The following is an 11375-nucleotide window of genomic DNA, read 5'->3' as shown; positions in this document are numbered from 1 at the left end:
TCGGCGCCAGCGCGGCCACCAGCAGCGCGGCCGGGACGGCGGTGCCGGCCACCCGGCCCAGCTCGAAGCCGCCGGCCAGCCCGGCCCGGTCCTGCCAGGCCGCGACGGCCATCACCGGCACGGTGACCAGCAACAGCGGCACCGGCACCGCGGCCGGCTCGACCAGCAACAGCAGCGGCGCCGCCAGCAGCCCGAAGCCGGACCCGCTGGCCAGCTGGATCGCCACCGCCACCGCGATCGCCGCGGCGGCCAGCAGCACCACCGTCACCGGGCAGCGGTCTCGGCCCGGCGATGCACCACCTGGGCCGAACTCTGGTCGCGGGCCAGCATCAGGATCTGGTCGAAGTTCACCCGGCTCGGACGGGTGGCGACGAAGGCGACGGTCTCGGCGACGTCCTGGGCAGTGAGCGGCTCCACGCCGGCGTAGACGGCGTCCGCGGCCTGCGCGTCCCCACGGAACCGGACCAGGCTGAACTCGGTCTGCACCATGCCCGGGTCGATCTCGCAGACCCGGATCGGCTGGCCGAGCAGCTCGATCCGCAGCACCCGGGTGAGCGCCGCGACCCCGTGCTTGGCGACGTTGTAGCCGGCGCCGCCGCGGTACGGCTCGCGGGCCGCGATGGAGCCGATGCTGATCACCTGGCCGTCGCCGGAGGCCAGCAGCGCGGGCAGCAGGGCCCGGGTCATCCGCAGCGTGCCGAGCACGTTGACGTCGTACATCCACTGCCAGTCCTCGACGCTGGCCTCGGCCACCGAGTCGGTGCCCAGCGCCCCGCCGGCGTTGTTGACCAGCACCGAACAGTGCGGCACGGCGGCCGCGAAGGCGTCCACGGAGGCCTGGTCGGTGACGTCCAGCGGCAGCGCCCGTCCGCCGCAGCGCTCGGCGACCTCGGCCAGCCGGTCCAGCCGGCGGGCGCCGAGCACCACCCGGAAGCCGGCCTCGGCGAGCGCCACCGCGCAGGCCGCGCCGATCCCACTGCTGGCGCCGGTGACCACCGCCACCCGGTCGGCAGCGCTCACTTGGTCGCCCCGTCCTGGGCCCGGTAGATGGCGTCGGTGACCTGGTCGCGCAGGTTGATGAAGTTGGCCTGGGAACGCAGCTCGGGGCCGGGGACGCCGTCGGCCAGGTGCACCGGCAGGTCCATCAGCACCCGGCCGGGACGGGCGGTCATCACCAGCACCCGGCTGCCGAGGAAGATCGCCTCCTCGACGTCGTGGGTGATGAACATCACCGTCTTGCGGCGCTCCCGCCAGATCTGCAGCAGCTCGACCTGCATCCGTTCCCGGGTCAGGGCGTCCAGCGCGCCGAACGGCTCGTCCATCAGGATCACCTTCGGGTCGTTGGCCAGCACCCGGGCGATCTGCGCCCGCTGCTGCATGCCGCCGGACAGCTCGTAGGGCTTGCGGTCGGCGAACTTCGCCAGCCCGACCATGTCCAGGTAGTACTCCGCGCACTGCCGACGCTCCACGCGTCCGACCCCGCTCAGCCGCGGACCCAGCTCGACGTTCTGCCGGGTGGTCAGCCACGGGTACAGGTTCGCCTGCTGGAACACCACGCCGCGGTTGCGGTCGGGTTTGGTCACCGGGACGCCGTCCACCAGCACCCGTCCGGTGGTCGGGTGGTGGAAGCCGGCCAGCATCTGCATCAGCGTGCTCTTGCCGCAGCCGGACGGGCCGACGATGCAGATGAACTCGCCCTCGGTCACGGTCAGGCTGGTTTCGGCCAGCGCCACCACCTGGTCGCCGGAGTCCGTCCGGTAGACCTTGGTGACCCGGTCGAACTCGATCTTGGGCTGGGTCAGGCCGGCCTCGCCGGCCGGGGAGTTCATGGTTGCGGTCATCTCAGGCCACCTTCTTGATCGCGTCGGTGTACACCCCGTCGGCGTACGTCTTCAGAGGGCTGACCGCATCGACGTCGCCCTGGGACTTGAGGAACTCGGCGGTCGCCGCCAGCTGCTTGGGCAGCGCCGCGGTGAGCTCGAGCTGCTTGCGGGCGTCCGGGAACAGGTAGCCGCTGAGCTGGGCGGTGACCGCCTCCGGCGTGGAGCCGAGCTGCACCGCGATCGACTGCGCCGCCGCCTGCGGGTTGGCGGCGAGCTCCTGCACGGCGTGGTTCTGCACCGCCGTCCAGGTCTCCATGAAGGCCGGGTTGGCGGCCACGAAGGCGCCGGTAGCACCCTCCAGATCGAAGGTCGGATGTCCCTTCTCGGCGGTCACGTCGCTGCCGGTGATCACCTTTCCGTGCTGCGCCAGCTCGCTGAGCACCGGGTCCCAGACCCAGGCGGCGTCCACCTGGTCGCCCTGCCAAGCGCCCAGCATCTTGTCCGGGCTGAGGTTGACCAGCTTGACGTCGGTGCCGGGGTTGAGGCCGGCGTCCGCGAGCGCCTGCAGCAGGCTGTAGTGCGAGGTGGAGCTGAACGGGGTGGTGATGGTCTTGCCCTTCAGCCCGGCGATGGTGGTGATCGAGGTGTCCTTGACCACCAGCGACTCGGCCTTGCCAATCACGTCATCGATCCAGACCACCCGCATGTCGACGTTGAGCGGCGCCGACAGCGCCTTGGTGGCCGGGCTGGAGCCGAGGGTGGCCAGGTCGACCGAGCCGGAGCCGAAGCCCTGCACCACGTCCGCCCCGGAGTCGAATTTGATCCAGGTGATGGTGGCGTTGGGCAGGCAGGCCTCCAGCCAGCGCCGGTCGCGGACGACCAGGTTGGCGTTCGGGATGGCCTGGTAGCCGATCCGGACGGCGCCCTTCACCTCCGGGTTGCCGGTCACCGGGCAGGTGGCGGTGGCGCCGGCGTTCGCCTTCGCCTCGGCCTCGCGGGCGGTGGTGCAGCCGCTCAGCGCGGCCGCGGCGGCCAGCACCGCGGCAACGCCGAGTCCGGCCAGTCGCTGTGCCACCGGACGTCGTTGGGTACGCGGTCGGGTCATCTCGGTCCGTCCTTCCTCAGGCCTTGCCCTGCCACGGCACCAACAGCTGCGAGATCCACTTGATCCCGAAGTCGAGGGTGATGGCGGCCAGGCCGACGATGATGATGCAGGCGATGGTGAGCGGGGTCTGCAGCTGGGTGCCGGAGAGGTAGGCCAGCCCGCCGATGCCCGGAATGCCGTTGTTCAGTTCGGCCGCCACCACCGTCGTCCAGGCAAAGCCGGTGGCGATCCGGACGCCGCTGAGGATCGACGGCAGGCTGGCCGGCAGCACCACGTGCCGCATCACCTGGGTGTGGCTGGCGCCGAGGCTCTGGGCGGCCTGCAGCCGGTCGGCGCGGATGCCGCGGACGCCGTCGATGGTGGCCATCGCGATCGGCGGGAAGGCGGCCAGGAACAGCAGCCACACCTTGGAGGTGTCGCCGATGCCGAACCAGACGATCAGCAGGCCGATGTAGCCCAGCGGCGGCAGTGAGCGGAGAAAGTTCAGATAGGGCTCGGAGAGCCGTCCGAAGGTGGGGATCAGGGCCATCGCGAAGCCGAGCAGGACGCCGATCAGGATGCCACCGGCGACACCCATGCCGATCCGCTGCAGGCTGGCCAGCAGATGCTCCCAGAGGAAGTAGCCCTGCTCGCCGCAGACGATTCGGGCACTGCCCTCGGCGATCGGACGGCAGCTGGAGGCGTCCCCGAAGGCCTGCAGCACCGAGGCGGGGCTGGGCAGGAAGAGCGGCTGGATCAGGCCGGTGGCGGTGATCGCCCACCACACCAGCAGGACGCCGGCGAAGACGGCGGCGTTGACGCCCCAGTGCCGCAGCCGGCCGGGGGTCAGCCAGGTGTTCTCCTGGGCGGGGGACGGCGCGGTGCCGGCCGGTTGGGTGTCGGTGTCGGGGACGGTGGTGGTCTGGGTCTCGGTGGCGGACATCGGTGCTCCGTTCGCAGTCAGGCGATCCTGGCGGTGGGTGTCGGGCGGGTGTGCCGGTCGGCACGGTCGAGGACGCCGTCCAGCAGGTCGATGCCCTCGGCGATCTCGGCTTCCGTGCAGGTCAGCGGCGGGGCGAGGTGGATGCGGTGCATGCTGGTGAAGATCAACAGCCCGGCGTCGCGGGCGGCGGCGCCGATCTCGGCCATCGCCGGGTTGACCGTGCCGTAGGGGGTCAGCGGCTCCCGGGTCTCCCGGTCGACGACCAGTTCCAGCGCCCAGAAGCAGCCCAGGCCGCGGACGTCGCCGACGCTGGGATGCTTCGCCTGCAGCCGGCGCAGCGCCGGCCCCAGCACGTCGCGGCCCAGCTGGGCGGCCCGCTCGACGATGTTCTGCTCAGCCATCGTGGTGATGGCGGCCACCGCGGCGGCACAGGCCAGCGGGTGGCCGGAGTAGGTGAGCCCGCCCGGGTAGGGACGGTGCGCGAAGGTGGCGGCGATCTCCTCGCTGATCGCCACCCCGCCGAGCGGCACGTAGCCGGAGTTCACACCCTTGGCGAAGGTCAGCAGGTCGGGCACCACCCCGTAGTGGTCGGCGGCGAACCAGGCGCCGGTGCGGCCGAAGCCGACCATCACCTCGTCCAGGATCAGCACGATGCCGTACCTGTCGCACAGCTCGCGGACGCCCGCCAGGTAGCCGGGCGGCGGGGGCATCACCCCGGCGGTGCCGGGGATGGTCTCCAGGATCAGCGCGGCGAACGCGTCCGGGCCCTCCATGGCGATCAGCTGTTCCAGATGGTCGAGCGCCCGCCGGCACTCCTCGGCCTCGGTCGAGGCGCCGAACGCCGAGCGGTACAGGAACGGCCCGAAGAAGTGCACCGCGCCCGAGTTGCCGTAGTCGGTGGCCCAGCGGCGGGGATCGCCGGAGACGTTGAGCGAGGTCTGGGTGCCGCCGTGGTAGCTGCGGAACTGGGCCAGCACCTTGTACCGGCCGGTGTGCAGCCGGGCCATCCGGATGGCGTGCTCGTTGGCGTCGGTGCCGCCGTTGGTGAAGAACACCTTGTCGAGGCCGGCCGGTGTCCGTTCGGCGATCAGCGCGGCGGCCCGGGAGCGGGCCTCCACGGCGTGCTGCGGGGCGATGGTGCCCAGCCGGCCGGCCTGCTCCTGGACGGCGGCCACGATCGCCGGGTGCTGGTGCCCGAGGTTGGTGTAGATCAGCTGCCCGGAGAAGTCGAGGTAGTCCTTGCCGTCGGCGTCGGTGACCCGGCTGCCGGACGCCCCACTGATCACCAGCGGGTCGAGGCTCGCCTGGGCACTCCAGGAGTGGAACACGTGCGCCCGGTCCAGGAGATAGGTCTCCCGTCCTGCGGGATCGGCCGGAATCGGCACCGGGGACTCCTCTCTCCCCGGTCGACCATGTCGTCCGAGGACGACGTTGGCTCGGCTGCCGGACGCCCCTGGCGTCCGCGGCTCACCCCCGAGACGACGGCCGGTGAACTGTTCTCATTCGATCAGCGGCGCGGACGGGCGGCCAGCACCACAGCGGGCGGGGTTCACCGGGCCACGCGTTACCGGGGTGCAACATCGTGTTCACGGCACGCGACCTATGGACACCGCCCCGATAGGGTCACCGCATCGACCGGCTCAGCGAACGAGATCGGGGGCGACGACGTTGCCAGGTAGGGCGGTGCGCGCGGCGGTGGTCGCAGCTTCGGCCACCCTCGCCGTCTCCTCGTGCGTGCCGGGCAACGCCCCGCAACCATCCGTGAGCCCGCAGGACAGCCTCGTCGATCTCGGACGCGAGATAGCGATCTGCGCGTCCGTCGGTGGCAGCCGCCCCACTTCCACGGAGAAGGCGAATCGTCACTTCGTCTACGAGCACGGCATCCAGCTGGACGGAACCACGGCCGCCCGGATCAGGACGGTGACGTTCGCCATCGCACAAGGCCTGGAGGTGGTATCGGTGAGGCTGCTCGCCGATCCCCCGCCGACGTCCATCGGGTGGGTTCCCTACGAATCCCGCGGGCCCTTGTGGGACAAGACCGTGCCCGCCCAGGGCGCGGAACTGCCGCCCGGTCACAGCTTTCTGGAATTCGAGGTGAAGTACCTCGGACCGGGCGAGGGAAAGCTCAGCGGCGTGACCGTGAGCTACGCGATCGACGGAGCAGACTCGTCGGCGACCTCGGAGTCCAGCCTGACCCTCGCGACGTCCGAGGACGGCTGCTGAACCCCAGCGTCGAGGCTCAGCCGATCACCACCAGCAGGTCCCCACCTTCGACGGCCTGCGCGGGACCGATGGCGAGCCGCTGGACGGTGCCGCCGACCGACGCGGTGATCGCGGCCTCCATCTTCATCGCCTCGATCGTGGCTACGGCCTGGCCGGCCTCGACGGTGTCGCCGACGGCGATGGTGAGCGTGACCACACCGGAGAACGGCGCCGCGACGTGCCCGGGGTTGGCCGGGTCGGCGCGTTCGGCGGTGACCAGTTCCGACTTCGCCGACTGGTCGCGCACCGACACCACCCGGATCTGGCCGTTGATGGTGCAGACCACCTGCCGGAAGCCGCGGGCGTCCGGTTCGCCGATCGCCTCCAGGCCGAGCAGCAGCTTCTTGCCGCGCTCCAGCTCGACCTCGTGCTCCTGGTGGACGGCCAGGCCGTGCAGGAACTCCCGCGTGGAGAGCACCGACAGCTCCGAGAACTCGTCCACGGCGTCCTCGTAATCCCTTGTCGGGCCGGGGAAGAGCAGCCGGTTCAGGGTCCGCCGCGGTTCGCGCTCCAACGCCTCCGCGTCGGACGCCGACAGCTCGGTCTCGACCGGCTTCGCGGTCCGTCCGGCCAGTGCCTTGCTGCGGAACGGCTCCGGCCAGCCGCCCGGCGGGTCGCCCAGGTCGCCGTTCAGGAAGCCGATCACCGAGTCGGGGATGTCGTACTTCTCCGGGTTGGCCTCAAAGTCGTCCGGGTCAGCGTTGGCCCCGACCAGTGCCAGGGCCAGATCGCCGACCACCTTGGACGACGGGGTCACCTTGACGATGTTGCCGAGGATCCGGTTGGCGGCCGCGTACATGTTCTCGACCGCCTCGAACCGGTGCCCCAGGCCGAGCGCGATTGCCTGCTGGCGCAGGTTCGACAACTGGCCGCCGGGGATCTCGTGGGTGTAGACGCGGCCGGTCGGGCCGGGCAGCCCCGACTCGAACGGCGCGTACAGCAGCCGGACGGCCTCGAAGTACGGCTCCAGGTCGGTCACCGCGTCCAGCGACAGCCCGGTGGCCCGTTCGGTGTCGTCGGTGGCCGCCACCAGCGCCGACATCGACACCTGCGAGGTGGTGCCCGCCCAGGCCGCGCAGGCCACGTCCACGGCGTCCACCCCGGCGTCGATCGCCGCCAGCAACGTGCCCAGCTGGCCGCCCGCGGTGTCGTGGGTGTGCAGGTGCACCGGCAGGTCGAAGCGCTCCCGCAGCGCCCGCACCAGCTTCGCCGCGGCCGGTGCCCGCAGCAGGCCGGCCATGTCCTTGACCGCCAGGATGTGCGCCCCAGCCTCGACCAGTTGCTCGGCGAACCGCAGGTAGTAGTCGAGGGTGTAGAGGGTCTCGCCGGGCGAGGTCATGTTGCCCGTGTAGCAGATCGCCGCCTCGGCGACGCCGTGGTCGGTCTCCCGCACCGCCTCGATCGCCGGCCGGATCTGGTCGATGTTGTTCAGCGCGTCGAAGATGCGGAAGATGTCGCACCCCGTCCGGGCCGCCTCGGCGACGAAGGCGCTGGTCACCTTCAGCGGGTACGGGGTGTAGCCGACGGTGTTCTTGCCGCGCAGCAGCATCTGCTGCGGGATGTTCGGCATCGCCTCGGCGAACTTCGCCAGCCGCTCCCACGGATCCTCCTTGAGGAAGCGCAGCGTGACGTCGTAGGTGGCGCCACCCCAGGACTCCATCGAGAACAGCTGCGGCAGCATCCGGGCGATGTGCGGCGCGACGTGCAGCAGGTCGCGGGTGCGCACCCGGGTGGCCATCAGGCTCTGGTGGGCGTCGCGGAAGGTGGTGTCGGTGACCGCGACGGCGGCCCGGTCGCGGAGCGCCTGGGCGAACCGTTCCGGACCCTCCTCCAGCAGCAGCTGCTTCGACCCGGACGGGGGCGGCGCCTGCAGCTCCTGCTTGGTCAGCGCGGGCAGCTTGTCCCGGGCGATCAGCGTGGTGCGGCACTCCCCGTTCGGCTTGTTGACCGCGATGCCGGCCAGGTAGTGCAGCAGCTTGGTGCCCCGGTCGGCGGGAATCCGCTGGGTGAGCAGCTGCGGTCGTTCGTCGATGAAGGACGTGGTGGCGCGTCCGGCGAGGAAGTCGGGATCGGAGATCACCGCTTCCAGGAAGCCGATGTTGGTGGAGATGCCGCGGATCCGGAACTCGTTCAGCGCCCGGTACGCACGGCGGGCCGCGGTGACCAGGTCGCGTCCCCGGCAGGTGAGCTTGACCAGCATCGAATCGAAGTGGGCGCCTACCTCGGAGCCGCCGAACACCACACCGCCGTCCAGCCGGACGCCGGCGCCGCCGGGGCTGCGGTATACCGAGATCCGCCCGGTGTCGGGGCGGAAGCCGTTGGCCGGATCCTCGGTGGTCACCCGGCACTGCAGCGCCTGGCCGCGCACCTCGATCTGGTCCTGCCGCAGGCCCAGGTCCTGCAGCGATTCACCGGCCGCGATGCGCAGCTGGGAGGTGACCAGGTCGACGTCGGTGACCTCTTCGGTGACGGTGTGCTCGACCTGGATGCGCGGGTTCATCTCGATGAACACGTAGCGGCCGTCGGCGCCGAGCAGGAACTCCACGGTGCCGGCGTTGGTGTAGCCGATGTGCCGGGCGAATTTCACCGCGTCGGCGCAGATCGCGGCGCGCAACTCGGGGTCGAGGTTGGGTGCGGGGGCCAGTTCGACCACCTTCTGGTGCCGGCGCTGCACCGAGCAGTCCCGCTCGTACAGGTGGATCACGTTGCCCTGGGTGTCGGCCAGGATCTGCACCTCGATGTGCCGCGGGCTGATCACCGCCTCTTCCAGATACATCCGGGCGTCGCCGAAAGCCGCCTTGGCCTCGCGCATCGCCTCGACCAGCGCCGGCTCCAGGGCGTCCCGGTCGTCGACCCGGCGCATGCCGCGTCCGCCGCCGCCCGAGACGGCCTTGACGAAGACCGGGTAGCCGATCTCGTCGGCCGCCGCCAGCAGGGTCGGGATGTCCTCCGAAGCGTCCGCGCCGCGCAGCGTGGGCAGCCCGGCCTCGCGTGCGGCGGCGATGGCTTTGGCCTTGTCACCGGTCAGTTCCAGGATTTCCCGGCCGGGCCCGATGAAGGTGATGCCGTTGTCGGCGCAGGCCTGGGCGAAGCCAGCGTTCTCGCTGAGGAAGCCGTAGCCGGGGTAGATCGCGTCGGCGCCGGCGTCCAGGGCGGCCGCGATGATCCCGTCGACGTCCAGGTAGGCCCGCACCGGATGCCCCACCTCGCCGATCTGGTAGCTCTCGTCGGCCTTCAGCCGGTACTCGGCGAGCCGGTCCTCGTAGGGGAAGACGGCGACCGTCGCGAGACCGAGCTCGGTGGCCGCGCGGAAGCCTCGGACGGCGATCTCGCCCCGGTTGGCGACCAGGATCTTGCGGAACATTGCGTCTCCTCACCTCGTTGTCGGACGCCGACGGCGGTCGCTCGGCGAGCCTGCCGGGCGGCGCTGCCGTCTGCCGGACAGCCTGACACAATCGCCCGCGGCGCGGAACGCAACCGGTTCGGCGGCGGACGTCCCGGGCTCAGTCGCTCGACAACCCTCATCCGGCACCGCGCCGCACTGCGAGACCACAACCCTTGGCTGATAGAAGTCCTGGGTTGTAGACTGGCGCTGTGTCCTGGGAGATCTTGATTGGCGACCAGGTCGGCGCCTGGCTCGATGGGACAGATCAAGGGACCTACGAGCAGGTCGTGGCCGCGACCCGTGTCCTTGCACAGGACGGCCCGCATCTCGGGCGCCCCCTGGTCGACACAGTTACGGCCTCCCGACACAGGAACATGAAAGAACTCCGGCCCGGATCAACGGGACGCAGCGAAGTACGAATCTTGTTCGCGTTCGACCCGGCCCGCCGTGCGATCCTCCTGCTGGCCGGCGACAAGGCTGGCAACTGGCAAAAGTGGTATCGACGCAACATCCCAGTGGCCGACGAACTATTCGATGAGCATCTGAAAGGACTGAGACGATGACCCGAACCCTCGCCGAACAGCTCGCTCGTCGCCCTGTTGACGAGCAGCGAGTCGAGCAGATCGCTGACCAGCTGCGCAAGCAGGTGCGTGCTGCCCGTCTGCGGGAACTGCGCGATCAGCAGCAGGTGACCCAGAAGGAACTCGCCAATCAACTTCACGTATCCCAGAACCGGGTCTCTCAGATCGAGAACGGCCAGGTCGACAAGGCCCAGGTGGACACACTTCGGCGCTACGTGGAGGCCCTCGGCGGAACCCTCACCCTCGAAGCATCGTTCGGCGACACTCACTACCTGATCGGCTGATCCCGGAGAGGCAGAACCGGGCCACCTACCCCAGGGGTGGGGTGACGCCTCGGTCGCGGCTGGCAGACTTGGCCGATGCATCGTCCCGCGGAGTCCTTGGACCCCGAGCACGCCCCCGGCGAGCACGACCTGACCTCCTGGCACAGCGCTGCCGGACGCCGGCTGCAGACCGCCTTCGACGCGCTCGCCGAGCGGCTGCGCAGCACCGACCTGGCCGCCCTGCTGCTGCTCGGGGTGGCCGCCGCACTGGCGCTCGGGACCACCTGGGTCGCCGGCGAGATCTACGAGGCCGTGGTGGCCGGGGACAGCGTCGCGCTGCTCGATCATCCGACGCTGGACTGGGTGCTGGGCGTCCGGACGCCCGAACTGAACACGGTGATCGCGGCCTTCAGCGCCAGCGGCGGTTCGCTGTGGATGTCGGTGATCACCGGTGTGCTGGTGGCCGCGATGTGCCTGGGCTGGCGGCGTTGGACGCCGCTGGTGCTGACCGCGATCGCGGTGGCCGGGTCGCTGGGCATGACGGTGGTCGGCAAGCAGCTGGTCGGACGGGCCCGGCCCCCGCTGGAGCTGTCCATTCCGCCGCCGGAGACCTCGGCGTCCTTCCCCTCCGGGCATTCGCTGAACTCGATCGTGATCGCCGGCATGTTCTGCTACCTGCTGGTCTCGCACCTGATCACCCTCACCGCCCGGGCGGTGACGGTCACGCTGACGGCGCTGTACACGCTGGCCATGGGACTCTCCCGGGTCTACCTGGGCCACCACTGGCTGACCGACGTGCTGGCCGCCTGGTGCCTGGGCCTGGCCTGGCTGACGCTGGTGATCACCTGTCACCGGTTGTGGGTGACCCAGCATCGCGACCACGCCCTCGGCCGGCGGCTGGCAGACACCGCTGGTTGAGCCGGTCGAAACCGCTTGCCAGCCCGAGCTTCGACAAGCTCAACCAGCGGCCCACAACTCCGCCACCGCCTCGGACGCCGCCCGCCCGGCCCGCCGGCCGCGCTCCCGGGCCGCGG

Annotated in this window: 11 protein-coding genes; 4 read left to right on the top strand and 7 right to left on the bottom strand. The window is 70.7% G+C overall.

The window, feature by feature from the left end:
• The 6 genes from QM582_RS17280 to QM582_RS17255 form a co-directional block, all read right to left on the bottom strand.
• Positions 1-268, bottom strand: a 268-nt coding sequence (locus QM582_RS17280) for a hypothetical protein (RefSeq protein WP_415086490.1), incomplete at its 3' end; no start/stop codon positions are given.
• Positions 265-1020, bottom strand: a complete 756-nt coding sequence (locus QM582_RS17275) for an SDR family NAD(P)-dependent oxidoreductase (RefSeq protein ID WP_415086488.1) — start codon at positions 1018-1020, stop codon at positions 265-267. The genes QM582_RS17280 and QM582_RS17275, both read right to left, overlap by 4 nt.
• Positions 1017-1841: an ABC transporter ATP-binding protein gene (locus QM582_RS17270; RefSeq protein WP_298133158.1), complete on the bottom strand. Its 825-nt coding sequence runs from the start codon at positions 1839-1841 to the stop codon at positions 1017-1019. Before QM582_RS17270 ends, QM582_RS17275 begins: the two co-directional genes overlap by 4 nt.
• 1 nt (position 1842) lies before the next feature.
• Positions 1843-2928: an ABC transporter substrate-binding protein gene (locus QM582_RS17265; protein WP_415086486.1), complete on the bottom strand. Its 1086-nt coding sequence runs from the start codon at positions 2926-2928 to the stop codon at positions 1843-1845.
• A 16-nt stretch (positions 2929-2944) separates the two neighbouring features.
• A complete protein-coding gene (locus QM582_RS17260) occupies positions 2945-3850 on the bottom strand; it encodes an ABC transporter permease (protein WP_415086484.1) in 906 nt (301 codons plus the stop codon).
• A 17-nt stretch (positions 3851-3867) separates the two neighbouring features.
• Positions 3868-5235: an aspartate aminotransferase family protein gene (locus tag QM582_RS17255; RefSeq protein WP_415086482.1), complete on the bottom strand. Its 1368-nt coding sequence runs from the start codon at positions 5233-5235 to the stop codon at positions 3868-3870.
• A gap of 298 nt (positions 5236-5533) precedes the next feature.
• Here QM582_RS17255 and QM582_RS17250 point away from each other — a divergent pair, with 298 nt between their 5' ends.
• On the top strand, positions 5534-6073 hold the full coding sequence (locus tag QM582_RS17250) for a hypothetical protein (protein ID WP_415086480.1): 540 nt from the start codon (positions 5534-5536) through the stop codon (positions 6071-6073).
• A gap of 16 nt (positions 6074-6089) precedes the next feature.
• Here QM582_RS17250 and QM582_RS17245 read toward each other — a convergent pair whose 3' ends face one another.
• Positions 6090-9476: a pyruvate carboxylase gene (locus tag QM582_RS17245; RefSeq protein WP_415086478.1), complete on the bottom strand. Its 3387-nt coding sequence runs from the start codon at positions 9474-9476 to the stop codon at positions 6090-6092.
• Between the two features lie 230 nt (positions 9477-9706).
• Here QM582_RS17245 and QM582_RS17240 point away from each other — a divergent pair, with 230 nt between their 5' ends.
• From QM582_RS17240 to QM582_RS17230, 3 genes are all read left to right on the top strand, one after another.
• Positions 9707-10060, top strand: a complete 354-nt coding sequence (locus tag QM582_RS17240; protein WP_415086476.1) for a type II toxin-antitoxin system RelE/ParE family toxin — start codon at positions 9707-9709, stop codon at positions 10058-10060.
• Positions 10057-10362, top strand: a complete 306-nt coding sequence (locus QM582_RS17235; protein ID WP_415086474.1) for a helix-turn-helix domain-containing protein — start codon at positions 10057-10059, stop codon at positions 10360-10362. Before QM582_RS17240 ends, QM582_RS17235 begins: the two co-directional genes overlap by 4 nt.
• A 75-nt stretch (positions 10363-10437) precedes the next feature.
• Positions 10438-11259 carry a phosphatase PAP2 family protein gene (locus QM582_RS17230; RefSeq protein WP_415086472.1) on the top strand — a complete coding sequence of 274 codons (822 nt, stop codon included), beginning with the start codon at positions 10438-10440 and terminating at the stop codon, positions 11257-11259.
• Positions 11260-11375 lie beyond the last annotated feature (116 nt).

This window comes from Micropruina sp., from assembly GCF_047607385.1.
GTDB lineage: Bacteria > Actinomycetota > Actinomycetes > Propionibacteriales > Propionibacteriaceae > Micropruina.
This window is presented reverse-complemented; position numbering and strand designations above follow the sequence as displayed.

Coding starts and splice junctions, on each gene's coding strand:
- QM582_RS17245 (WP_415086478.1), bottom strand. CDS start 9,476: ATGTTCCGCAAGATCCTGGTCGCCAACCGGGGCGAGATCGCCGTCCGA.
- QM582_RS17270 (WP_298133158.1), bottom strand. CDS start 1,841: ATGACCGCAACCATGAACTCCCCGGCCGGCGAGGCCGGCCTGACCCAG.
- QM582_RS17230 (WP_415086472.1), top strand. CDS start 10,438: ATGCATCGTCCCGCGGAGTCCTTGGACCCCGAGCACGCCCCCGGCGAG.
- QM582_RS17265 (WP_415086486.1), bottom strand. CDS start 2,928: ATGACCCGACCGCGTACCCAACGACGTCCGGTGGCACAGCGACTGGCC.
- QM582_RS17260 (WP_415086484.1), bottom strand. CDS start 3,850: ATGTCCGCCACCGAGACCCAGACCACCACCGTCCCCGACACCGACACC.
- QM582_RS17235 (WP_415086474.1), top strand. CDS start 10,057: ATGACCCGAACCCTCGCCGAACAGCTCGCTCGTCGCCCTGTTGACGAG.